Here is a 23,000-nt window from a genome sequence, read left to right as displayed (position 1 = left end):
CTCCCAAAGGGAGAGGGAGAAAACTGGCCTTACTGCCAGCCATACCGGCGGCTGTAAAACCCTTTCACCAGCTGCGTCAGCGCCATGTACCCGGCGAGGATCGCCACCAGCCACGGGAAGTAGCTCAGCGGCAGCGCCTGCAGCTGCAGGTAGCTCGCCAACGGTGAGAACGGCAGCGCGATGCCGAGCACCATCACCAGCACGGTCATCACCATCAGCGGCCAGGCGGCACGGCTCTGGAAGAACGGCACGCGGCGGGTGCGGATCATATGCACCACCAGCGTCTGTGACAGCAGCCCCACCACAAACCAGCCGGACTGGAACAGGGTCTGATGTTCCGGGGTGTTGGCGTGGAACACGAACCACATCAGGCAGAAGGTCAGAATGTCGAAGATCGAGCTGATCGGCCCGAAGAACAGCATAAAGCGTCCGAGATCTTTCGGGTTCCAGCGCTGCGGCTGCTGGATCTGCTCGTCATCGACGTTATCGAACGGGATCGCCACCTGCGACACGTCGTACATCAGGTTCTGGATCAGCAGATGCAGCGGCAGCATCGGCAGGAACGGCAGAAAGGCGCTCGCCACCAGCACGCTGAACACGTTACCGAAGTTGGAGCTGGCGGTCATCTTGATGTACTTCAGCATGTTGGCAAAGGTACGACGGCCCTCGATCACCCCCTCCTCCAGTACCATCAGGCTTTTCTCCAGCAGGATGATGTCGGCCGCCTCGCGGGCGATATCCACCGCACCGTCCACCGAAATGCCAATATCCGCCGCCCGTAGCGCCGGCGCATCGTTGATGCCGTCGCCCATAAAGCCCACCACGTGGCCTTCACGTTTGAGCAGGGTGACAATGCGCTCTTTGTGCATCGGCGTCAGGCGCGCAAACAGGGTGGTGCTTTTTGCAAGCTGGGCCAACTGGTCGTCAGAAAGGTGTTCAATCTCGCTGCCGGTGACCACCACCCCCGCGTCCAGCCCCACGTCGTGGCACACTTTCGCCGCCACCAGCTCGCTGTCGCCGGTCAGGATCTTCACCGTAATGCCGCTGGCCTTCAGCGCTTTCAGCGCCGGCGCAGTGGTCTCTTTCGGCGGATCGAGAAACGCGATATAGCCTTCGAGGATCAGGTCCGATTCGTCAATGCGCTGATAATCGCCTGTGCGGGCGGGCAGAACTTTGCTGCCCACCGCCACCACCCGCAGCCCCTGACGGTTGAGGTTGTCGGTGACGCGCTTAATGCGGCGCAGCATGGTGGCGTCCAGCGGCACGATCTCGCCGTTGTAGCGCACCAGGGTGCAGACGTTGAGCATCTCCTGCAGCGCCCCTTTGCAGATAAGCGTATGCACGTCCGCCTGCTCGCTTACCACCACCGACATGCGGCGGCGCTCGAAATCAAACGGGATCTCATCCACTTTTTGCCAGCGGGTTGAGAGCGTCCGCGCAGATTCTTCTTCTACCCCTTCCAGCACCGCCACATCGAGTAGGTTTTTCAGCCCGGTCTGGTAGTGGCTGTTCAGCCAGGCGGTATGCAGCACCCGATCGCTGGTTTTGCCGGCGATATCGGTATGGTTCTCCAGCACAATTTTGTCCTGCGTCAGGGTGCCGGTTTTATCGGTGCAGAGGATGTCCATCGCGCCAAAGTTCTGGATGGCGTCGAGGTGTTTGACGATCACCTTCTGTTTCGACAGCTTCACCGCCCCGCGCGCCAGCGTGGAGGTGACGATCATCGGCAGCATTTCCGGGGTCAGCCCCACCGCCACAGAAAGGGCAAACAGCGCCGCTTCCCACCAGTCGCCTTTGGTGTAGCCGTTAATCAGCAGCACGATCGGCGTCATCACCATCATAAAGCGGATCAGCAGCATGCTGACCCGGCCAATGCCCTGCTGGAAGGCGTTGGGTTCGCTGGACTGCTCGCTGACCCGTCCAGCCAGCTGGCCGAACCAGGTGCCGCCGCCGGTGGCGATGACGATGGCCTGGGCGGTGCCGCTCACTACGTTGGTGCCCATATAGCACAGGGTATCGCACTCAAGCGGGTTGCTCTGCTGCGGGTCGCGGCTGCGCGCCACCTTCTCGACCGGCAGCGATTCACCGGTTAACGAGGCCTGGGCGACAAACAGATCCCGCGCCTGCAGAATGCGCAGGTCCGCCGGGATCATATCCCCCGCAGCCAGTTTGATCACATCCCCGGGTACCAGCTGGTCGATGGGCAGCTCAAGCCAGCCGCTTTCGCCTTTGTCGTTGATCACCCGCAGCACGGTGGCGGTGTTGCTGACCATCGCTTTCAGCGCGTCGGCGGCTTTGGTGGAGCGCGCCTCCTGAATAAAGTTAAGCAGGGTGGAGATCCCGACCATCAGGCCAATCACCGCCGCCGCGAACAGATCTTCAGTGGCGTAGGAGATAATCCCCAGCACGGTGAGCAACAGGTTGAACGGGTTGCGATAGCAGCTCCACAGGTGTACCCACCACGGGGAGGGCTTCTGGGCCGGGATCTGATTATCGCCGTGCGCTTCGCGGGCTTTTTCGACCTCGCTGGCGTTCAGCCCTTCCGGGTGGGCACTAAAGGCGTGCCAGAGTTGCGGTTCGTCCATCACCGCGATTTTCAGGCAGTTCTCGCTCAGCGAAGCGGGGATTGCGGCCCCAGTGATGTTTTTAGCGTCCGGTAGCGGGTCGCGCTGCACCAGACGGCGCGGCAGGTGGCGGTTCAGCCGGGCTAATAGTTGGGTGATATTTTTCAGCATAATACGTTCCCCGCACCCGTCTGACCGGGTGCAGTTGATCCTTCAGGCGTGGCAAAGCCATACCTGAAAGGTAATAGAGTTTATGCAGGGACGTCAGAACGTCACTGCCTCACACGTCCGGCAAGGCAGTGAAAGCAGGCTTACCGGATAGAACGGGTTCTCCACAGGGGGAGAGGGGTGGGATCGGGATCCATACAGCCTCCGGTAAGTTAAAATCAGGATGTCGGCGCGCATTAAACGGATTTAGCCGTACCCTTTGTGCCGATTCGGACGATATGATAAGCCTCGTCAACTAAACCATACGTAAACCAGACTTTACCCATTGTTAATCGACCCGCCCGATTTAGGCTTACGGGTTACATATCGTCGCGTCACAGGGAATCAAGCATGCAGAACCGCCTTACCATCAAAGATATCGCGCGCTTAAGCGGCGTGGGCAAATCCACCGTGTCACGGGTGCTGAACAACGAAAGCGGCGTCAGCCAGCGCACCCGTGAACGCGTGGAGGCGGTGATGGATCAAAACAGCTTCTCCCCTTCCCGCTCGGCGCGCGCCATGCGCGGCCAGAGCGACAAAGTGGTGGCAATTATCGTCACCCGTCTGGATTCGCTGTCGGAAAACCTAGCCGTTCAGACCATGCTGCCGGTGTTTTACGAGCAGGGTTACGACCCGATCATGATGGAAAGCAAGTTCTCGGGGAAGATGGTAGAAGAGCATCTCGGCATGCTGCAGCGGCGCAATATCGACGGCGTGGTGCTGTTTGGGTTTACCGGCATCGACGAGGCGACTCTCGGTCCGTGGCAGTCTTCGCTGGTGCTGCTGGCGCGCGATGCCGCAGGCTTTGCCTCCGTGTGCTACGACGACGAAGGGGCGATTATCACCCTGATGCAGAACCTGTACGACAGCGGCCACCGGCATATCAGTTATCTTGGCGTACCGCACAGCGACGTCACCACTGGCCAGCGTCGTCACGATGCCTATCTGGCCTTCTGCAAACAGCACGCCCTGCCGGTGGTGGCCTCGCTACCCGGCCTGAGCATGAAGCAGGGCTATGAACAGGTCGCCAGCGTGCTGACCCCGCAGACGACCGCGCTGGTCTGCGCCACCGATACCCTGGCGCTTGGCGCAAGTAAGTACTTACAAGAGCAGCGCATCGACAGCCTGCAGCTGGCCAGCGTGGGCAACACGCCGCTGATGAAGTTCCTGCACCCGGAAATCATCACCGTCGATCCTGGCTACGCCGACTCCGGGCGTCAGGCCGCCACACAACTGATCGAGCAGATTAACGGCCGCAGTGAACCGCGTCAGATAATCATCCCCGCCACCCTGTCCTGAGCCCCCTGTGAGGCTTTATTGTGATCGCCGCCTGATTTCGGGAACGTTCCCATTTTCCGCGTTACGCTGAAAGAGTAGGCTTGCCTCCAGTTCATAACCCCCTCCCATCTGTCATGAGGCTTCATGATGAGTAAAGTGAAACAAACTGATATCGACCAGCTGATTGTGCTGGTTGGCGGACGCGAAAACATCGCGACAGTCAGCCACTGCATTACCCGCCTGCGTTTTGTGTTAAACGACCCGGCGAAGGCCGACCCTAAAGCCATTGAAGACCTGTCGATGGTGAAAGGCTGCTTCACCAACGCCGGGCAGTTCCAGGTGGTGATCGGCACCGAAGTCGGTGACTACTACAAGGCGCTACTGACCACCACCGGCCACTCGTCAGCGGATAAAGAGCAGGCCAAAAAGGCCGCGCGCCAGAACATGAAGTGGCATGAACAGCTCATTTCACACTTCGCTGAGATCTTCTTCCCGCTGCTGCCGGCGCTGATCAGCGGTGGCCTGATTCTGGGCTTCCGTAACGTGATTGGCGATGTGCCAATGAGCGACGGCAAAACCCTGGCGCAGATGTACCCGGCGCTGCAAAGCATCAATGACTTCCTGTGGCTGATTGGTGAGGCGATCTTCTTCTATCTGCCGGTGGGCATTTGCTGGTCGGCGGTGCGCAAAATGGGCGGCACGCCGATCCTCGGTATCGTGCTGGGCATCACGCTGGTCTCTCCGCAGTTAATGAACGCTTACTTACTTGGGCAGCAGGTTCCGGACGTGTGGAACTTCGGCCTGTTTACCATCGCTAAAGTCGGCTATCAGGCGCAGGTGATCCCGGCCCTGCTGGCAGGCCTGGCGCTGGGGATGATTGAAACCCGTCTGAAACGCATCGTGCCGGATTACCTCTATCTGGTGGTGGTGCCGGTATGCTCGCTGATCCTCGCGGTGTTCCTCGCCCACGCCTTGATCGGTCCGTTTGGCCGCATGATTGGCGACGGCGTGGCTTACGCCGTGCGTCACCTGATGACCGGCAGTTTTGCCCCGATTGGTGCGGCGCTGTTTGGCTTCCTGTATGCCCCGCTGGTGATCACCGGCGTGCACCAGACTACCCTGGCGATTGATATGCAGATGATCCAGAGCCTCGGCGGCACGCCAGTCTGGCCGATCATTGCCCTGTCGAACATTGCTCAGGCGTCGGCTGTGACCGGCATTATCCTGGTCAGCCGCAAGCATAACGAACGTGAAATCTCGGTGCCGGCAGCGATCTCCGCCTTCCTCGGCGTCACCGAACCGGCGATGTACGGCATCAACCTGAAGTACCGCTTCCCGATGCTGTGCGCGATGATCGGCTCCGGCCTTGCCGGGCTGCTGTGCGGGCTGAATGGCGTGATGGCCAACGGCATTGGCGTCGGCGGTTTGCCGGGCATCCTCTCCATTCAGCCGACCTACTGGCAGGTGTTTGCGATGGCAATGGCCGTGGCGATTATTGTACCCATGGCGCTGACCACCGTTGTCTACCAGCGCAAGTTCCGCCAGGGCGCGTTACAGACTGTTTAATCTTCTTCGGGGCGCAGTTGCGCCCCCTTCGCATTTGCAGGAACCCATTATGAATACCCTTCCGCAGTGGTGGCAAAACGGCGTCATCTACCAGATTTACCCTAAGAGCTTCCAGGACACGACCGGGCGCGGTACCGGTGATTTACGCGGCGTGACCTCGCGTCTCGATTACCTGAAAACCCTCGGCGTCGACGCCATCTGGCTGACGCCGTTCTACATCTCCCCGCAGGTGGATAACGGCTACGACGTGGCGAACTACACCGCCATCGATCCGGCTTACGGCACCCTTGACGATTTTGACGAGCTGGTCGCCGGGGCGCACAAACGAGGGATCCGCATCGTGCTGGATATGGTGTTTAACCACACCTCCACCCAGCACGCGTGGTTTCGCGAGTCGCTGAACCCGACCAGCCCTTACCGCGAGTTTTACATCTGGCGCGACGGCACCCCGGATCAGCTGCCGAATAACTGGCTCTCCAAGTTTGGCGGCAACGCCTGGCGCTGGCACGCCGAAAGCGAGCAGTACTATTTGCACCTGTTTGCCCCCGAGCAGGCGGATCTGAACTGGGAAAACCCCGAGGTGCGCGCTGAGCTGAAAAAAGCCTGCGAGTTCTGGGCCGATCGCGGCGTGGACGGCTTGCGTCTCGACGTGATCAACCTGGTGTCGAAGGATCAGGATTTCCCGGACGATTTACTGGGTGATGGCCGCCACTTCTATACCGACGGGCCGCGCATTCACGACTATCTGCAGGAGATGAGCCGCGACGTCTTTATCCCGCGCAATCTGATGACGGTGGGCGAGATGTCCTCCACCCGCCTGGAGCACTGCCAGCAGTACGCCGCGCTCGACGGGCGCGAGCTGTCGATGACCTTTAACTTCCACCATCTGAAGGTGGATTACCCCTTTGGTGAGAAGTGGACGCGCGCCAAACCGGACTTTGTGGCGTTAAAAGCCCTGTTCAGCCACTGGCAGCAGGGGATGCACAACCAGGCCTGGAACGCGCTGTTCTGGTGTAACCACGATCAGCCGCGCATCGTCTCGCGCTTTGGCGACGAGGGCGAATACCGCGTCCCGGCGGCCAAAATGCTGGCGATGGTGCTGCACGGGATGCAGGGCACACCTTACATCTATCAGGGTGAAGAGATTGGCATGACCAACCCGCACTTTACCCGCATCACCGATTACCGCGACGTGGAGAGCCACAATATGTTTGCCGCCCTGCGCGCCCAGGGCCGGGACGCCGACGAGCTGCTGGCGATCCTCGCGAGTAAATCCCGCGACAACAGTCGTACCCCGATGCAGTGGGATGCTTCGCCTGGCGCCGGGTTTAGCACCGGCGAGCCGTGGATTGCGCTGTGTGGCAACGCGGAGTCCGTCAACGTCGACGCGGCCCTCAACGATCCCGACTCGGTGTTTTACACCTATCAGGCCTTAATCAGCCTGCGTAAAACCCTGCCGGTACTGACCTGGGGCGATTATCAGGATTGTCTCCCGGAACACCCGTCGCTGTGGTGCTATCGCCGCCAGTGGCAGGGCCAGACGCTGATGGTGGTGGCAAACCTGAGCCGCGACTGTCAGCCGTGGCAGCCTGAAGCCGTGGAAGACACCTGGCAGGTGGTAATGAGCAACTATGCCGAAGTGTCGCCGCAGCCTGGTGCCATGACCCTGCGCCCGTTTGAAGCGGTGTGGTGGCTACAGTCGTAATCTCACATGCCGGGCAGCAGGCGCTGCCCGGCACAGACTTTTTTTGCTGAAATCAACCTGTTTCTGTCCTGAAACAATTTACAAATCACCGATCGCCCGCCCTCTGTACACTTCGTTTTTTACTTTGTCCTGAATCAAATAAATCGCAAACAAGTTTGATGCAAATCACTACATATAGAACTTAAAATGCACGCCGACCCAAGATGTTGTATTTGTCCTCTACAATTCCTAAAAGATAACCGTAGGGGTATGACTGACATCTGTGGATAACACGGGTCGCAATAACAAGATTCCTCGAGCGGGTCGGCTGTTACGCGCCGCGCCCGTTTCTGTCCTTTTGTGGATAACCTGTTTTTAAAATGGAGTGATCATGACACCGCATGTGATGAAACGAGATGGCTGTAATGTGCCTTTCAAATCAGAGCGCATTAAAGAAGCAATTCTGCGTGCAGCTAAAGCAGCGGGAGTCGATGACGCAGATTATTGCGCCACCGTCGCAGAGGTGGTCAGTCAGCAGATGAACGACCGCAGCAAAGTGGACATTAACGAGATCCAGACCGCGGTCGAAAACCAGCTGATGTCCGGCCCGTACAAGCAGCTGGCGCGCGCCTACATTGAATATCGCCACGACCGCGATATCGAGCGTGAAAAACGCGGTCGCCTGAATCAGGAGATCCGCGGCCTGGTCGAGCAGACCAACTCCGCCCTGCTTAACGAAAACGCCAACAAAGACAGCAAGGTGATCCCGACCCAGCGCGACCTGCTGGCCGGTATCGTCGCCAAGCACTACGCCCGTCAGCATCTGCTGCCGCGCGACGTGGTACAGGCGCACGAGCGGGGCGATATTCACTATCACGATCTCGACTACTCGCCGTTCTTCCCGATGTTCAACTGTATGCTGATCGACCTGAAAGGCATGCTGACCCACGGCTTTAAGATGGGTAACGCCGAGATTGAACCGCCAAAATCGATCTCCACCGCCACCGCCGTAACCGCGCAAATCATTGCCCAGGTCGCCAGCCATATCTATGGCGGCACCACCATCAACCGTATCGATGAAGTGCTGGCCCCGTTTGTTGCCGCCAGCTTTAGCAAGCATCGCCGCGTGGCCGAAGAGTGGAAGATCCCGGACGCGGACGGTTATGCCCGCTCGCGCACCGAAAAAGAGTGCTACGACGCGTTCCAGTCGCTGGAATATGAAGTCAACACCCTGCACACCGCCAACGGTCAGACGCCATTCGTGACCTTTGGTTTTGGGCTGGGCACCAGCTGGGAATCACGTCTGATCCAGCAGTCTATTCTGCGCAACCGTATTTCTGGCCTCGGCAAAAACCGCAAGACTGCGGTGTTCCCGAAGCTGGTGTTCGCTATCCGCGACGGCCTGAACCACAAGTTCGGCGATGACAACTACGACATCAAGCAGCTGGCGCTGGAGTGTGCGAGTAAGCGCATGTACCCGGACATCCTCAACTATGACCAGGTCGTGAAAGTCACCGGCTCGTTCAAAACCCCAATGGGCTGCCGCAGCTTCCTCGGCGTGTATGAAGATGAAAACGGCGAGCAGGTGCACGACGGGCGTAACAACCTCGGCGTGATCAGCCTCAACCTGCCGCGCATCGCGCTGGAAGCCAAAGGCAACGAAGAAGCCTTCTGGAAATTGCTGGACGACCGCCTGGTGCTGGCGCGTAAAGCGCTGATGACCCGTATCGCCCGCCTCGAAGGGGTGAAAGCCCGCGTGGCACCCATCCTGTACATGGAAGGGGCCTGCGGCGTGCGTCTGAAAGCCGACGATGACGTGTCTGAGATCTTCAAAAACGGCCGCGCGTCTATTTCGCTGGGCTATATCGGGATCCACGAAACCATCAACGCCCTGGCGGGCGAGCAGCATATTTACGACAGCGAAACCCTGCGCCAGAAAGGGATCGCCATTGTGCAGCACCTGCGTAACGCGGTGGATCGCTGGAAAGACGAAACTGGCTACGGCTTTAGCCTGTACAGCACCCCGAGCGAGAACCTGTGCGATCGCTTCTGCCGTCTGGACACCGCCGAGTTTGGCCTGGTGGACGGCGTGACCGATAAAGGCTACTACACCAACAGCTTCCACCTCGACGTGGAGAAAAAGGTTAATCCGTACGACAAGATCGATTTCGAAGCGGCCTACCCGCCGGTGGCGAGCGGTGGCTTTATCTGTTACGGCGAATACCCGAACATTCAGCACAACCTGAAAGCGCTGGAAGACGTGTGGGATTACAGCTATCAGCACGTGCCGTATTACGGCACCAACACGCCGATTGATGAGTGCTACGAGTGCGGCTTTACCGGTGAGTTCGAATGCACCAGCAAAGGCTTCACCTGCCCGAAATGCGGTAACCACGACGCCGCCCGCGTCTCCGTGACCCGCCGGGTGTGCGGCTACCTCGGCAGCCCGGACGCGCGTCCGTTCAACGCCGGTAAGCAGGAAGAAGTGAAGCGCCGCGTGAAACATTTAGGGAATGGGCAGATCGGCTGACGTGCGGATCGATTTTCCCCCTCACCCTAACCCTCTCCCTCAAGGGAGAGGGAACCGAACGAGCACATTATTGAGCCCGGCACCGGTTTTCTCCCTCTCCCTGTGGGAGAGGGAACCGAACGAGCACATTGTTAAGCCCGGCACCGGTTTTCTCCCTCTCCCTGGGGGAGAGGGAACCGAACGAGCACATTGTTAAGCCCGGCACCGGTTTTCGCCCTCTCCCTGTGGGAGAGGGAACCGAACGAGCACATTGTTGAGCCCGGCACCGGTTTTCTCCCTCTCCCTGGGGGAGAGGGCCGGGGTGAGGGCATCAGGTTAACGCTATGAACTTCCACCAGTATTACCCCGTCGACATCGTCAACGGCCCCGGCACCCGCTGCACCCTGTTTGTCTCCGGGTGCATCCACGAGTGCCCCGGCTGCTACAACAAAAGCACCTGGCGGCTGAACTCGGGGATGCCGTTCACCGCCGAGATGGAACAGCGGATCATCGACGATCTCAACGATACGCGCGTCAAGCGCCAGGGGATCACCCTGTCCGGCGGCGATCCGCTGCATCCGCAAAATGTGCCGGAGATTTTAAAGCTGGTGCAGCGCATTCGCGCCGAGTGCGCGGGCAAAGATATCTGGGTCTGGACCGGCTATAAGCTGGATGAGCTGAATGCGGCACAAATGGACGTGGTGGATCTGATCAACGTGCTGATCGACGGCAAGTTTGTGCAGGATCTGAAAGACCCGATGCTGATCTGGCGCGGCAGCAGCAACCAGGTGGTGCATCATCTGCGCTGAATCTTAAAGACGTTGATTTGTTTGACGGTAGACAGCTGATTTTTCGCGTTTTCCCACCGCAACGACAAAGACGGTGACAACGGTGTCTCTCACCTGATAGACCAGCCGATAGCCGGATGATTTGAGCTTAATTTTATAGCAGTCTGGTAAATCATGGAGCCTGGCAGATTCTATTCGCGGGTTCGAGAGTATGATTGCCAGCTTCTTCTTAAACTGGGCCTTAACGGTGTCGCCCAGTTTCTGCCATTCTTTCAGCGCACGCGGATCAAATTCCAGCTCATAAGTCATCCACACTGACCTTGATTCCCTGCTGCGGATCCGCCAGCCGTTGCCTGACGGTCCTGAGCAATTCATCTTCGCTGTCGCTCACCGTGACGGTTTTCACCGGCATACGGCCATTTTCAGCGACATATTGAAACAGAAGCCGAACGGCTTCCGTTGGGGTGATGTTCAGTTTTTCCAGCACGGCATAAGCCTCGGTTTTGAGTTTGTCATCCAGACGGACGTTAAGTGTGGCCATTATGCCTCCGACAATGTTGAAAATGTAATGCAGTTTAGCATTACATTCGCATTACATCGAATTCTGAATAACGCCTCTCAAAAACGGCTCAAACTCTCCATCGCCACGGTTTTGAATGCCTCAAAGTCGCGGCAGCCGCACAGTCGCGTCACCGCCCGTTCACGCAGGAAGGTGACGAAGATATCGTAGATTGCCATCGCCTCTTCATACTCGCTTTTGCTGATCGCCAGCAGGAAGATGACGTGGGCGGTTTCATCTCCCCACTGAATGCCGTGCGGCGCGAGGACGGTGTACACCACCGTTTTTTGCGCCAGCAGGCCAAGGGAGTGCGGCAGCGCGATCCCGTCGCCCAGTAGGGTGCTGACGATAGCTTCACGCTCGACCACCGAATCGAGAAACTCCGCCCCGACAAAGCCCTCTTCCTGCAGCTGAGCGCACAGTTGCTGGAACAGCGTCTGCTGATCGATGGGCTTGTCGATAATGCGAAAATGGCTGGCGTCGAAATACTTCTCCAGCATCCACGGACGGGTTCTGTCCACCAGCACCAGCTTGCCAATCTGCTCCAGCTGATACTCGGTGGGGAACGGGGCGATTGTCACCACCGGCTTGGCCTTTTCGGCGATCCGCGCAGTGGAGATCACGAAGTCTTCGCTGATGCTCTCCATCAGCTCGTATTCCCGCAGGGTCAGGGTGCGGCTGATTTCCACCTGGGGGTATTTGCGCTGCAGGACCGCCTCGATCATGCGCACCATCGCATTCCCGGCGTCGCACACCAGCAACACCCGCGGCTGGCGCTGGTATCCAATGTTGTAATGGCGCTCCAGCCCGACGCCGATGTGCAGCACCAGGAAACCAATTTCGTTTTCACTGATCGCATACGGGGTGTATTTCCCCCAACCCGACACCGCCGCCAGGGTCATGTCCCACGCCATCGGGTAGTGCTGTTTGATGTTATCCAGCAGCGGATTAGGGATCATGATCTGGTAGCGCACGCGGGTGATCATGGTTTTTATATGAGTGAGTAAATCGGCGTGCAGCTGGGTATCACTGAGCAGGTTGTAGTTATATTGGGTGTTGATGTAGCGCAGGATGTAGTTCACCAGTGCTTCTTCATCATCGGCGTTAATCGCACTCGGCGAGATCTCCTGCACCTGGCGGGCGGCGATATGGACGCACAGCCAGTTCTCTTCCGACGGCGAGAGCGCTTTATCGGCCAGTTGGGCGATGGCGCTGGCGATGTCCCGCGCGGCCTCGCGCACGTTCTCGGCCACCTCCTGCGCGCTGAACTCCGGCAGCGGATAGCCTTCGCTGATACGCCGCACCGACACCGCGCAGTAAAGACGTAAAAACAACTCGCCTTCATCGGTCAGGCGGATCTGGTGGCGGGTACAGGTCTCGTGCAACACCCGAACCAGTTGCTCAGGAACTCCGGCGTTAAGGGCCACTTCGGTGACCAGCGGATTCAGGCTGTCCTGCTGGGCCAGCTTCCACAGCAGGTCGGTCAGGCAGGCGCGGATCGCCATCTCACTGCCAAACAGCTTCATGCCGTGGCGCGGACGGGTTTCCAGGGTCAGATGATAGCGATGGAACCACTCCCGTACCTCCGCCATGTCGCTTTGCAGCGTGGCGCGGCTGATAAACCATTCGTCAGCCAGATCTTCCAGTTTCAGCGAAAAGGCCGAGGTGAGAAAACGCACCACCAGATAATGCACCCGCTCCGGGCTGCTGCGCGGGATGCGTATTGCCCGCGGGTGGGTGTCCTGCAGCAGCTGATAGCGGCTGGCATCGTCGATTTTAAGCTGATAGCCGTTACCCCGACTGAGGATAAACTGCACCCCGTGATCGGCCAGCAGCGCATTCAGGGCGGTGATATCCGCCCTGACGGTACGCGTGGATACCGACAACCGTTGCGCCAGCTCGTCCTGAGGCAGCGTTTCGTTTTGCAACATCTCAAACAGTTGCGCTAAACGCGGGTTCGCAAATCGCACGTCGGTATCCTTTCAGGGCTTAGGGGTGGGGGGCAAAGCCTACTTTACCCATTTTTTGGTCATCTCCAGCAGCGTGCGCACGTCTTCCGGACGGGTGTTGCCGCTGGCGCTGTCGATAATTGAACTATAGATATGCGGAATAATTTTGCTTACGCCCGCCTCCAGCGCAATGTGCAGGATTTCTTCGTAGTTTTCCAGATCGATGCCGCCGGTCGGCTCCAGCCAGAAGTCGTGACGGGCGCAGGCCTCGGCCACCGCCTGGTATTCGTCACGGCATTTCAGACCGCCCATCGGGAAGTATTTAATCGAGCTGCCGCCAAAATCTTTCAGCAGGGCGATCGCCGTGTCGACCGGCACAATGCCGTCCGGTGCCGTGCTGCTGAGCGGCCCGGTGGAGATTTTCACTAAACCCGGCGTGCCGGTGGGTGACACCAGACCGTTCACCACCGAGTCGCTCTGACCCAGCAGCGCGCGGCTGGTCGCCACGCCGGTAAACACCTGGTTAACGTGCTGAGGCTGCACCTGGCGGGCGATTTCACTGACCATCGCCGACTGATTCGGATCGCCCGCGCCGAGTCCGACAGAGAGCGCGTTGTCGATAAGCGCCGCATACTCGCGCATATCGGCCACGGCGCTTGCCACGTCCGGGTAATTTTTGGAGAGTACGCCCACCAGCACATGGCCTTCTGCGGCTTCGTAAATGGCGCTGGCGTTAGCTTTAGAGCCTGCCAGCACGTTCAGGCACACGCGGTCGCGGTAAAAATTGGGGGTCAGTTTCATGCCTGTTTCTCCTGGCCTAACACTTCGCTGATACGGCGATAGACAATGTTCAGTTGGTCAGCGTTGACGCTGCGCACGTCCGCTTCGATGATCCCTTCGTTGGCCTTATAGCCACGGAAGTAAATGGCGTATTCGCCCTGCTTGAGCTGGCTGACCAGATCGCCGGTGCCGACGCCAGTCACGCCTTCGTTGAAAGCGATCTCTGCCCGGGCAATATCACGCCCGGCGCTGTCCCACACCACGCGGGCGGTTACGCCGTTCAGCGTGTTTAGCGCATCGATAAAGGGGGTCATCTTCGCCACCATCTCCGCCCCGCTCTCTTTGGTCGCCGTCAGGTAGTGTTCGATGGCGCAGGTCAGGCCCAGAATGCCCTCTTTGCCCACTTTCATCGCCCGGCCAATGCCTGCCGTCTGGCGCTTCACCCACTCAACGTACTGCGTTTTGCCGATCACCAGCCCGCTGGTCGGCCCTTCAATCGCCTTCGCGCCGCTGTAGATCACCAGATCCGCGCCGGAGCGGTAGTAAACGTGCAGATCTTCTTCGGCTGCCGCATCGACAATTAACGGCAGGTTGTGTTTACGCGCCACCACCGCTGCCTGCTCCACGCTGAGCATGCTTTTCTGCACGCAGTGGTGGGATTTGATATACAGGATCGCCGCCGTGCGCGGGGTGATCGCCGCCGCCAGCTGATCGGCGGAGCATTCGTTGGCGTAGCCCGCTTCCACCAGCTTGCCGCCGCCCAGCGCCACCATCGAGCCCACCGGGGCACCAAAGTTAACGTTATGGCCTTTCGGCAGTACGATTTCGTTGTTCTCAATCGCGGTGACGTGCAGGTTTTCCAGCAGCCAGTCGCTGTCTTTCACCAGCACCGCCGCCACCGACTGGGCAATACCCGCCGAGGCGCAGGAGACGACCGTCGCCCCTTCCACATCCAGCAGCCTGGCAATGTATTCCCCGGTTTTGTTGACCAGATCTTTCATCTCGAAGTACTGGTTCATGCCGTCCATCGCCGCCTGCACCACTTCCGGGCGCGGGGTAGACACGCCGAGCGCCGTCATACGCCCGGAGGTGTTAATAACCTGTTTTAAATCGTATTTCTCATAAATCGAAGACATGTTCCGCGCTCCCTTGTTCGGTCATGTAGCCCTTGCCCGCCCGAATGGCGGCCAGCGGCACCAGAATGTGTTCAGCCTGCAGGCTGTCGTTTTCAGCATCCACCAGCAGCGTCGGCTGGCGTTTAATCGTGAACAGCGTCAGATCGGCATCCAGCCCCGGCTGAATGCGCCCTTTGCGCGCCAGCCGCAGGCCGTCGGCGGCGTGGGCGGTGACGCAGTCAATCACCTGCGGCAACGACATGCCGATGGCGAGGAATTTCGACATCACGCTCGCGAGTGAGCCCACCGGACCGTTAAGACGGTTGCGGCAGTAGATATCCGAGCTGATGGTGTGCGGCAGAATACCCAGCGCGATGGCGCGTTTCGCCACTTCAAAGCTGAAGCTCGCCGTACCGTGCCCCACGTCTAAACGCACGCCTCGCTTCAGCGCGCGAGTGACCGACGCCCGCAGTTCGCCGGTTGGGGTCAGAATGCGGTTGGGTTTACCGTTGTAGCAGTGGGTGATGATGTCGCCAGAGCTCAGCAGATCGGCAATCTCATCGAGGTTCGGCGGGTTGTTGCCGATATGCACCATCAGCGGCAAATCGCCGTTGGCTTTTTGCATCGCTTTGCCACGCTCCAGCGGCGTGATGCCGTTGTCGCCCACCACGCTGCTGCTCATCCGCGCTTTCAGGCCGACGATAAAGTCCGGGTGACGGGCCACCGCCTGCTGCACCGCGTCGGCGTCGATATTGTTCATGTCCGCCAGTTCGTTCTGGGCAATCAGCCCCACCCGGGAGATGTTCAGCAGGGCATACACCTCGGTTGCCGCCTGGCGGGTAATGGCATAAAAATCATCCACGTCGTTGGCTCCGGTGCTGCCGGCATCCACCACGCTGGTGACGCCCGTGGCAATGCCGACGCTGTCCGGCTCATCAAAGTAGATCGGGGAGTTCGGGTAGCAGTGGACGTGGGAGTCAATCCAGCCTGCGCTGACGTAGGTGTCGCCGTTCAGTTCAACGGTCTGCTGTGCGGGATCGGTGATGTCGCCCACCGCCGCAATCTTCCCGTCCTGGATGGCGATATCGGTCAGGGTATCGTCGGTGAGGCGCGCACGGCGCAGGAGTAAATCAAACATACTGCTCTCCTGTTGAAGCGGGCGCCGAAGCGCCCGAGGGTATTAAAGGGCGACCGGGAACAGCCAGCCTAAAAGCATTGCGCCGAGGATAGCGCCACCGGTGATCGGCTTCTGCCAGATATAGAACAGCAGCGCGCCGGCCAGCGATCCAATACCGATTGGAATCGAGGCGGTCATGGCGCTGAGGATAATCAACGGCCCGAGGAAGCGGCCGGAGGCGTTACCCGCGCCCATCATCACGTCAGCCCCGTAGGTGGAGTTGCTCTGATTGATGGTGAACTTACGCGCCAGGATGATGATGTAACCAATCGCCAGGCCAATAATCAGGCCGGTCGCCAGCGAGGCGATAAAGTTGGTCACCGGGAACATGATGCCTGCCCCCAGCAGCAGTGCTGGAACCCCAAGGCCCACGCCGGTCTGGATCGCGCCGCCGATGTCGAGGATCCCCACCAGCGAGCCTTCGATAATACGGGCAAACAGGAAACTGGCGCCGAACGCCGCCACCGCGCCGTAAGCACCGGTATCAATGCCTGCTTTCAGCATCGCCACGAAGGCCACTTCGTTAAATGCGCCGATGCCGTACAGGTAGTACATGTGTGTCCCGGCGAACACGCCGGAAGAGAGCAGGCCAACGAAGATCGGGAACGACCAGTCGGCATACCAAAAACCTTTATTCTGTTCCATTGCGAGGCTCCTGTTACTTGCCGCTGAGCGAGTTATGGATCATGTCGAGCCAGTTCGGCACGGTCAGATGGAAGGATTCGATCATCTTCATGTCGAAGCCGCGGAAGAAGCCGCTCAGCACGAACAGCAGAACGATGGCGACCATCATCACTTTGGTGACGCGGTTCCAGCCGCTCTCTTCCACGCCTTTACCGATCAGGATGCCCAGCACCAGACCCGGTACGGCGTTACCCATAATCAGCTGCGCAGCGCCGCCAAAGACGGTGGCCCAGAAGCCCGATTTTTTACCGGCATCAATGGCCGCCAGCCAGAAGATCACCGGCATGACGGTGTTAACCAGCAGGTTCGCCGCCGGAACCAGCACCTTAACAGCGGTAACTTGCAGCGCTGCCGGAACGGAAGAGGCAGTGAGGTTAAGGAAGGTGACAACCAGCATGCCGATCACGCCGCAGGCAATCGCCATTTTGCGTGGATCGTGCAGCGTCTCGCCGACGTTGCGGTTTTTCAGCATCAGTGCCGCAGCACCCCAGTTAGGGATAATGCGATGGTCCACGTCCTGGGTGAATGCCCCCGCCGCAACGGACGAGGCCCAGGCGTTAAAGAAGAACCCCAGACCGAAGGAGAAGTGAGAAGCCGGATCCCCTTCACAGGAGTTCAGCTCCCCCAATGTACGAAACGCGCCCATACCTTGTGTGGTAGGCGCATGAAACATGCGTGCAGCCCCGGCACCCACACCGACGCCAACCAGGCCGCCGATGATGAGCGATTTTATTAAAATTATCAGGAACATCTGTCTGCCCTTTTAGTCATTTCAGCGTTGCGTGACAAAATCGACCTGGTCGAGGTTGATGGCGGTCACGTTGACGGTCACGTCCAGCTCCACGCTGTAGGTGCGTCTTTCCCGGCGCAAAAAGAAAAACAAAAATGCCTCTTTGCGTACCGCTTCTCGCGCATGAATAACCTGCACGTCCTGTGGCTCTATGCGCAGTAGAATATGGGGCGAGGCTTTCATCACCGTCGCCTGTACGTGGTTCAGGGCGTCGGCAAAAGCGCGGGCTTTCGCCTCGCCTTTGCCGCTCACTCTCACCGTGGTGGTGAATTGTTCTTTCATGCTTACGCGCCGTACTTCTTCTGCCACGCCAGCACCAGACGCTCGCCCAGCTCTTCTTTATCCATAAAGCCAAACCCGAGCACGTTGTTGCCTTCGTTGATGGCGGTGACGCCCTCTTCCACGGAACGCATGCCGTATTTCGCTTTGTAGCCGTGCTTGGTCTGGGCGGTGATAGCACCTGCACCGCCGCTGCCGCAGAAGGAGATGCCGAAGGTGGCGTTTTCGGCCTTCATCACGTCGCCCAGCTTCATATCCGCCGCCACGCCCGGTACGACTACCGCACGGCCGCCCGCTTTTTCGACGCCTGCGGCCACTTTCTGCCCTTTACCCAGGCGATCGCCAATTACGACTGTAATCTGTTCCATCTTGTGCTCCTTAAAGGTTGTCTTTCGCGACTTCGAAGTGAACGGACAGCAGCCAGGCTTCTTCATCAGGAAGATTGCCAAACTGCGCCACCACTTCGCGGGCCAACGACATTGAATCAGGTGAAATTTCGTCAAACAGGTCCGCTTCGACCTCCGGCAGCGGCTCGCCGGTCACTGACCGGTGCGCCATCGCGCGGACGTGGGAAGTCAGCATCTGCTGCTGGACGTCATTGGGAATGATGTTGTGGCGAGCAAGCAGGGCATAGACCTGCTCAAGCATGGTATCGGCGAGCGTTTCAGTTTGCGCCGCCTGGTCCCCAACGTCGTTCATTACCGCTCCGTTAATCACTGGTCTTATCCCGTTAATGGCTCTGGAATAAAACTAACGCTGGCGGTTAAGAGTTTGTAGCGGGTTGTTTTCCACTTCGAAGTGGAAAGGAAAGCGGCACCAGTGATCTGTGCCACATAATTGCGCTGAATATGTATTATCAGCTGGCTTTACGTGATGGATGTCACGCTATTCGGCGGCAAATGAAGGGCAAGTAAAGTGGAATCGTTGATCAACGGAGGCACAGAAATGTGATGTGGATAAGGTTTTCTTATTACGCTTCAGCAAATAAAACGGGAGCATGATGCCCCCGTTGATGATGTCAGGTGAGACTAGCGGAACTTTTTGTGGTTTTCGTTGCGCGTAGCAACGAATCCATCTGCCGCGGCCTGGGCTTCTTTCACTTTGCCTTCGTTGACCAGCTTCACAGCACCGTCAATTTGGCCGACCAGTACGTCAAAACCGTGACGGTAGTCTTTCATCTCCGCGCTGTCAGCGGCCTTACCTTCCAGCTTCGGCGGGGTATCCTTTTGCGCATCCAGCGCAGCGGTCCGCATTTTGGTTAAGGCAGATTTCATCTCATCCGCATTATCCGTTTTCTGCACTACCTTCAGGTTCTCGCTGAGGGTGTCCATGTTGTCTTCCAGATCGGCAGCAAACACTGACGAACTCAGCACCAGCGAAGACGCCGCGAGGATAGCTAACAGGTTTTTACGCATTGCTCACGTCCTTTATTATTATGAAAAAAAAGCGCACCGGAGTGCGCTTGAATATTACTGACCGGCGATTTTCATCTCCGGCAACAGTACTGAACCACACTGAATATTGCTGCGGGTCTCAATATCGTTGCCTACCGTCACGATATTGCGCCACATATCTTTTAAGTTGCCGGCGATGGTAATTTCGCTCACCGGATACTGAATTTCGCCGTTCTCGACCCAGAAGCCGGACGCGCCGCGCGAGTAGTCGCCGGTCACGCCGCTGACGCCCTGCCCCATCAGCTCGGTCACCACCAGTCCGGTGCCCATCTCTTTCAGCATCTGCTCAAAGCTCAGGCCGCGGCCAGGGATGCGCCAGTTGTGGATGCCACCGGCGTGACCGGTGCTTTGCAGCCCCAGCTTGCGTGCGGAATAGCTGGTCAGCAGCCACTGGGTCAGGATGCCGTCCTTGATGATGTCGCGACGCTCGGTACGCACGCCTTCGCTGTCGAACGGCGTCGAGGCCAGCCCTTTCAGCAGGTGCGGATGCTCTTCAATGGTCAGCCATTCCGGCAGGATCTGGGTGCCCAGCGCGTCGAGCAGGAAGGTCGATTTACGGTACACAGAACCGCCCGCAATCGCGCCGACCAGATGGCCGAACAGCCCGGTCGCCACTTCATTGGCAAAAATAACCGGTGCTTTCATGGTAGACAGTTTTCGCGGCGCGAGACGGGACAATGTGCGTTTGGCACACTCTTCACCCACCCACTCCGGCGACTGCAGGTCGCTCAGTGCGCGGCCAATGGTATAGGCATAATCGCGCTCCATGTTGCCGTTCTCTTCGGCAATCACGCAGCTTGAGAGCGAGTGGCGGGTTGAGCTGTAGCCCTGCAACATACCGTGGCTGTTGCCAAACACTTTAATGCCGTAGTGGCTGTTAAAACTGCCGCCTTCGGTATTGGTGATGCGTTTATCGGCCTTCAGCGAGGCCTGTTCGGCGCGAGCGGCCAGCTCGATGGCTTCGTCAGGCGAGACTTCTGCCGGATGGAACAGATCCAGATCCGGGGCCTCAAAGGCCAACAATTCTTTATCTGCCACGCCCGCATACGGGTCCGGCGAGGTGTAACAGGCGATATCCAGCGCCGCCTGCACGGTACGCGCGATAGCGTCCGGGCTTAAGTCCGTCGACGAGGCGCTGCCTTTACGGTTCTGGTGATAAACAGTAATCCCTAAGGCGCCATCGCTATTAAATTCAACGGTTTCCACTTCGCCATAGCGCGTGCTTACGCTGATGCCGGTGGTTTTACTGACGGCGACTTCTGCCCCGTCTGATTTCGCTGACGCCAGCTCAAGGGCCATGGAGACGGCGTTTTCCAGTGCTTTACGCTGCGCTGCAACTTGTGAGATCACTTTCATCGTAAATGCCATAATGTAAGGTGTAGTTAGCTGAAGTCTAACAGAGAACCGTTTCTCAGTACGCGTCTAAACTGGTAACATTAGCCTCTTTTTTAAGGAGCCTGACATGACTAAGCAGCCCGAAGACTGGCTCGACGACGTTCCCGGTGATGACATCGAAGACGAAGATGATGAAATCATCTGGGTCAGTAAAAGTGAAATTAAACGCGACGCCGAAGAGTTAAAACAGCTTGGTGCAGAAATAGTAGAACTGGGTAAGAACGCGCTGGATAAAATCCCGCTCGATCCCGATCTACGCGCCGCCATCGAACTGGCACAACGCATCAAGAAAGAGGGCCGCCGTCGCCAGATGCAGCTGATTGGCAAAATGTTGCGCCAGCGCGACGTGGATCCTATCCGCCAGGCGCTGGATAAGCTCAAAAACCGCCACAACCAGCAGGTCGCCCTGTTCCATAAGCTGGAGCAGATCCGCGATCGTCTGATTGATAATGGTGATGACGCCGTAGCAGAAGTGCTGAACCTGTGGCCGGATGCCGATCGCCAGCAGTTGCGATCGCTTATCCGTAATGCGCAGAAAGAGAAAGAGACGAATAAGCCGCCGAAGTCTGCACGTCTGATTTTCCAGTATCTGCGCGAGCTGGCGGAAGCCGAGGCGTAATGGTGTTGTAGTGTGCCTGCTGTTTGCCGGATGGCGGCGTAAACGCCTTCTCCGGTCGACAAAAAAAGCCCGGTAAGCGTTGCGCTACCGGGCTTTTTTTACTCTACGGCTTCCGCCTTTCTCGCCAGACCGTCCAGCAGTTTCTGGTGGATGCCACCAAACCCGCCGTTGCTCATCACCAGAATGTGATCGCCAGGCTGCGCGGTTTTCACCACCATCTCCGCTAAGGTATCGACATCGGCATGCCAGTACGCGGGCTGAATGCAGGCGTCCGCCACTTCCGCCACCTGCCACGGAATATGTTGCGGCTGCAGCAGGAAGACTTCATCCGCACGGCCTAACGAGGGTGCCAGATCGTCTTTGCAGATCCCCATTTTCATGGTGTTCGAGCGCGGTTCCAGTACTGCCAGGATCCGCGCCGTGCCGCCCACTTTACCGCGCAGGGCGGCCAGCGTCGCCAGAATCGCAGTCGGGTGATGGGCGAAATCGTCATACACCGTCACGCCATGGGCTTCGCCGCGCAGCTCAAGGCGACGACGGGCATTAATGAACGAATCCAGCGCCTGAGCAGCATCGGCAGGCAGTACGCCCACATGGCGGGCCGCGGCAATCGCCATCAGACCGTTATGCATGTTGTGTTCACCCACCAGCGCCCATTTCACCTCGCCGACTTTTTCGCCATCCAGCAGCACTTCCCACTGGGAGGCATCGTTGGTCAGCTTTTTCGCGTGCCAGTGGCCCTGCTCGCCCACCAGCTCCTGCTCGCTCCAGCAGCCCATCGCCATCGTCTGTTTCAGGTTAATGTCATTTTCCGGCAGGATAATGCGCCCCTGACCCGGCACAATGCGCACCAGATGGTGGAACTGCTTCTGAATCGCTTTCAGGTCGTCAAAGATATCCGCGTGATCGAACTCAAGGTTGTTGAGGATCAGCGTGCGCGGGCAGTAGTGGACAAACTTGGAGCGTTTATCAAAGAACGCGCAGTCGTACTCGTCGGCTTCGATGACAAAGAACGGGCTGTCGCCCAGTCGTGCCGAGACCTCGAAATTACCCGGCACACCGCCGATCACAAAACCTGGCTTGTAGCCGCAGGCTTCGAGGATCCAGGTCGCCATCCCCGCAGTAGTGGTTTTACCGTGCGTCCCAGCGACTGCCAGCACCCAGCGGTCGCGCAGCACAAAATCATGTAACCACTGTGGGCCAGACTGGTACGGAATATTGCGTTCCAGTACCGCTTCTACGCAGGGATTACCGCGCGTCATCGCGTTGCCGATAATCACCAGATCCGGCTGCGGATCCAGCTGGCTGGCATCGTATCCCTGAATGAGATCGATTCCCTGGCTCTCCAGCAGCGTGCTCATCGGCGGATACACATTGGCGTCCGAACCTGTCACTTCATGACCCAGAGCGCGCGCCAGCATTGCCAGGCCGCCCATGAAAGTGCCACAAATCCCTAAAATATGAATGCGCATACGTCACTATCCTTCTTCTATGTGGCGCACATTTTACGCACATGTCGTCGGCAGAGGAACGCATTTCAGGAAAATCTGTATCTTGCTGGCGCGATTCACCTCTGCGCGAATATTTGAAAGTTTGTTAAGAT

General features: G+C 58.4%; 21 protein-coding genes. 6 read left to right on the top strand and 15 right to left on the bottom strand.

Annotated features, from left to right (window positions below):
* Positions 1 to 29: 29 nt before the first annotated feature.
* Positions 30 to 2,735 (bottom strand): magnesium-translocating P-type ATPase, encoded by a 2,706-nt coding sequence (gene mgtA, locus M8013_RS11700; RefSeq protein ID WP_271267976.1) that lies wholly within the window; start codon positions 2,733 to 2,735, stop codon positions 30 to 32.
* Between the two features lie 387 nt (positions 2,736 to 3,122).
* Between mgtA and treR the strand changes: the two genes are divergently transcribed.
* The 5 genes from treR to nrdG all read left to right on the top strand — a co-directional run bounded on the left by treR (position 3,123) and on the right by nrdG (position 10,617).
* Positions 3,123 to 4,070: a trehalose operon repressor TreR gene (gene treR / locus M8013_RS11695; RefSeq protein WP_271267975.1), complete on the top strand. Its 948-nt coding sequence runs from the start codon at positions 3,123 to 3,125 to the stop codon at positions 4,068 to 4,070.
* A 126-nt stretch (positions 4,071 to 4,196) separates the two neighbouring features.
* Positions 4,197 to 5,615 (top strand): PTS trehalose transporter subunit IIBC, encoded by a 1,419-nt coding sequence (gene treB, locus M8013_RS11690; protein WP_271268098.1) that lies wholly within the window; start codon positions 4,197 to 4,199, stop codon positions 5,613 to 5,615.
* Positions 5,616 to 5,664: 49 nt separating this feature from the next.
* Complete coding sequence (gene treC, locus M8013_RS11685; RefSeq protein WP_271267974.1) at positions 5,665 to 7,320, top strand: alpha,alpha-phosphotrehalase; 1,656 nt, start codon at positions 5,665 to 5,667, stop codon at positions 7,318 to 7,320.
* Positions 7,321 to 7,690: 370 nt separating this feature from the next.
* Positions 7,691 to 9,829 (top strand): anaerobic ribonucleoside-triphosphate reductase, encoded by a 2,139-nt coding sequence (gene nrdD / locus M8013_RS11680; RefSeq protein ID WP_271267973.1) that lies wholly within the window; start codon positions 7,691 to 7,693, stop codon positions 9,827 to 9,829.
* A gap of 323 nt (positions 9,830 to 10,152) precedes the next feature.
* Complete coding sequence (nrdG, locus tag M8013_RS11675; RefSeq protein WP_271267972.1) at positions 10,153 to 10,617, top strand: anaerobic ribonucleoside-triphosphate reductase-activating protein; 465 nt, start codon at positions 10,153 to 10,155, stop codon at positions 10,615 to 10,617.
* A 3-nt stretch (positions 10,618 to 10,620) separates the two neighbouring features.
* On the opposite strand, the gene M8013_RS11670 is transcribed toward nrdG, so the two are convergent.
* The 13 genes from M8013_RS11670 to pmbA form a co-directional block, all read right to left on the bottom strand.
* A complete protein-coding gene (locus M8013_RS11670) occupies positions 10,621 to 10,905 on the bottom strand; it encodes a type II toxin-antitoxin system RelE family toxin (protein WP_271267971.1) in 285 nt (94 codons plus the stop codon).
* The gene (locus M8013_RS11665; RefSeq protein ID WP_271267970.1) at positions 10,895 to 11,137 is read right to left on the bottom strand and encodes a type II toxin-antitoxin system RelB/DinJ family antitoxin; all 243 of its coding nucleotides are present in this window, start codon (positions 11,135 to 11,137) and stop codon (positions 10,895 to 10,897) included. The genes M8013_RS11670 and M8013_RS11665 overlap by 11 nt, the downstream gene beginning before the upstream one ends.
* 77 nt (positions 11,138 to 11,214) lie before the next feature.
* Complete coding sequence (locus M8013_RS11660) at positions 11,215 to 13,125, bottom strand: BglG family transcription antiterminator (protein ID WP_271267969.1); 1,911 nt, start codon at positions 13,123 to 13,125, stop codon at positions 11,215 to 11,217.
* A 39-nt stretch (positions 13,126 to 13,164) separates the two neighbouring features.
* On the bottom strand, positions 13,165 to 13,905 hold the full coding sequence (gene dagF / locus M8013_RS11655; protein WP_271267968.1) for a 2-dehydro-3-deoxy-phosphogluconate aldolase: 741 nt from the start codon (positions 13,903 to 13,905) through the stop codon (positions 13,165 to 13,167).
* Positions 13,902 to 15,020, bottom strand: a complete 1,119-nt coding sequence (locus tag M8013_RS11650) for a DgaE family pyridoxal phosphate-dependent ammonia lyase (protein WP_271267967.1) — start codon at positions 15,018 to 15,020, stop codon at positions 13,902 to 13,904. The genes dagF and M8013_RS11650 overlap by 4 nt, the downstream gene beginning before the upstream one ends.
* Positions 15,004 to 16,137 carry an amidohydrolase/deacetylase family metallohydrolase gene (locus M8013_RS11645; RefSeq protein WP_271267966.1) on the bottom strand — a complete coding sequence of 378 codons (1,134 nt, stop codon included), beginning with the start codon at positions 16,135 to 16,137 and terminating at the stop codon, positions 15,004 to 15,006. Before M8013_RS11645 ends, M8013_RS11650 begins: the two co-directional genes overlap by 17 nt.
* A 42-nt stretch (positions 16,138 to 16,179) precedes the next feature.
* A complete protein-coding gene (locus M8013_RS11640) occupies positions 16,180 to 16,821 on the bottom strand; it encodes a DUF4310 family protein (RefSeq protein WP_271267965.1) in 642 nt (213 codons plus the stop codon).
* Between the two features lie 13 nt (positions 16,822 to 16,834).
* Positions 16,835 to 17,611, bottom strand: a complete 777-nt coding sequence (locus M8013_RS11635; RefSeq protein WP_271267964.1) for a DUF4311 domain-containing protein — start codon at positions 17,609 to 17,611, stop codon at positions 16,835 to 16,837.
* 21 nt (positions 17,612 to 17,632) lie between these two features.
* Positions 17,633 to 17,932, bottom strand: a complete 300-nt coding sequence (locus M8013_RS11630; protein WP_271267963.1) for a DUF4312 family protein — start codon at positions 17,930 to 17,932, stop codon at positions 17,633 to 17,635.
* A gap of 2 nt (positions 17,933 to 17,934) precedes the next feature.
* The gene (locus M8013_RS11625) at positions 17,935 to 18,297 is read right to left on the bottom strand and encodes an SFCGS family glycine-rich protein (protein ID WP_271267962.1); all 363 of its coding nucleotides are present in this window, start codon (positions 18,295 to 18,297) and stop codon (positions 17,935 to 17,937) included.
* A gap of 10 nt (positions 18,298 to 18,307) precedes the next feature.
* Entirely contained in the window at positions 18,308 to 18,646 is a 339-nt protein-coding gene (locus M8013_RS11620; protein WP_271267961.1) for a PRD domain-containing protein, read from the bottom strand.
* A 311-nt stretch (positions 18,647 to 18,957) separates the two neighbouring features.
* Positions 18,958 to 19,344, bottom strand: a complete 387-nt coding sequence (gene cybC, locus M8013_RS11615) for a cytochrome b562 (RefSeq protein WP_271267960.1) — start codon at positions 19,342 to 19,344, stop codon at positions 18,958 to 18,960.
* A gap of 54 nt (positions 19,345 to 19,398) precedes the next feature.
* A complete protein-coding gene (gene pmbA, locus M8013_RS11610) occupies positions 19,399 to 20,751 on the bottom strand; it encodes a metalloprotease PmbA (protein ID WP_271267959.1) in 1,353 nt (450 codons plus the stop codon).
* A 94-nt stretch (positions 20,752 to 20,845) separates the two neighbouring features.
* On the opposite strand from pmbA, the gene yjgA reads away from it, so the two are divergent.
* On the top strand, positions 20,846 to 21,397 hold the full coding sequence (gene yjgA, locus M8013_RS11605; protein WP_271267958.1) for a ribosome biogenesis factor YjgA: 552 nt from the start codon (positions 20,846 to 20,848) through the stop codon (positions 21,395 to 21,397).
* 98 nt (positions 21,398 to 21,495) lie between these two features.
* Here the strand turns inward: yjgA and mpl are convergent, their stop codons facing one another.
* The gene (gene mpl, locus M8013_RS11600) at positions 21,496 to 22,869 is read right to left on the bottom strand and encodes a UDP-N-acetylmuramate:L-alanyl-gamma-D-glutamyl-meso-diaminopimelate ligase (RefSeq protein WP_271267957.1); all 1,374 of its coding nucleotides are present in this window, start codon (positions 22,867 to 22,869) and stop codon (positions 21,496 to 21,498) included.
* Positions 22,870 to 23,000 lie beyond the last annotated feature (131 nt).

It is taken from the genome of Silvania confinis (assembly GCF_025564085.1).
In the GTDB taxonomy this organism is placed as follows: Bacteria; Pseudomonadota; Gammaproteobacteria; order Enterobacterales; family Enterobacteriaceae; genus Enterobacter; species Enterobacter confinis.
Note: the sequence above shows the minus strand (reverse complement) of the source record. Positions and strands in the feature narration are given on the sequence as shown.

Coding starts and splice junctions, on each gene's coding strand:
- mgtA (WP_271267976.1), bottom strand. CDS start 2,735: ATGCTGAAAAATATCACCCAACTATTAGCCCGGCTGAACCGCCACCTG.
- treR (WP_271267975.1), top strand. CDS start 3,123: ATGCAGAACCGCCTTACCATCAAAGATATCGCGCGCTTAAGCGGCGTG.
- treB (WP_271268098.1), top strand. CDS start 4,197: ATGAGTAAAGTGAAACAAACTGATATCGACCAGCTGATTGTGCTGGTT.
- treC (WP_271267974.1), top strand. CDS start 5,665: ATGAATACCCTTCCGCAGTGGTGGCAAAACGGCGTCATCTACCAGATT.
- nrdD (WP_271267973.1), top strand. CDS start 7,691: ATGACACCGCATGTGATGAAACGAGATGGCTGTAATGTGCCTTTCAAA.
- nrdG (WP_271267972.1), top strand. CDS start 10,153: ATGAACTTCCACCAGTATTACCCCGTCGACATCGTCAACGGCCCCGGC.
- M8013_RS11670 (WP_271267971.1), bottom strand. CDS start 10,905: ATGACTTATGAGCTGGAATTTGATCCGCGTGCGCTGAAAGAATGGCAG.
- M8013_RS11665 (WP_271267970.1), bottom strand. CDS start 11,137: ATGGCCACACTTAACGTCCGTCTGGATGACAAACTCAAAACCGAGGCT.
- dagF (WP_271267968.1), bottom strand. CDS start 13,905: ATGAAACTGACCCCCAATTTTTACCGCGACCGCGTGTGCCTGAACGTG.
- M8013_RS11650 (WP_271267967.1), bottom strand. CDS start 15,020: ATGTCTTCGATTTATGAGAAATACGATTTAAAACAGGTTATTAACACC.
- M8013_RS11645 (WP_271267966.1), bottom strand. CDS start 16,137: ATGTTTGATTTACTCCTGCGCCGTGCGCGCCTCACCGACGATACCCTG.
- M8013_RS11640 (WP_271267965.1), bottom strand. CDS start 16,821: ATGGAACAGAATAAAGGTTTTTGGTATGCCGACTGGTCGTTCCCGATC.
- M8013_RS11635 (WP_271267964.1), bottom strand. CDS start 17,611: ATGTTCCTGATAATTTTAATAAAATCGCTCATCATCGGCGGCCTGGTT.
- M8013_RS11630 (WP_271267963.1), bottom strand. CDS start 17,932: ATGAAAGAACAATTCACCACCACGGTGAGAGTGAGCGGCAAAGGCGAG.
- M8013_RS11625 (WP_271267962.1), bottom strand. CDS start 18,297: ATGGAACAGATTACAGTCGTAATTGGCGATCGCCTGGGTAAAGGGCAG.
- cybC (WP_271267960.1), bottom strand. CDS start 19,344: ATGCGTAAAAACCTGTTAGCTATCCTCGCGGCGTCTTCGCTGGTGCTG.
- pmbA (WP_271267959.1), bottom strand. CDS start 20,751: ATGGCATTTACGATGAAAGTGATCTCACAAGTTGCAGCGCAGCGTAAA.
- yjgA (WP_271267958.1), top strand. CDS start 20,846: ATGACTAAGCAGCCCGAAGACTGGCTCGACGACGTTCCCGGTGATGAC.
- mpl (WP_271267957.1), bottom strand. CDS start 22,869: ATGCGCATTCATATTTTAGGGATTTGTGGCACTTTCATGGGCGGCCTG.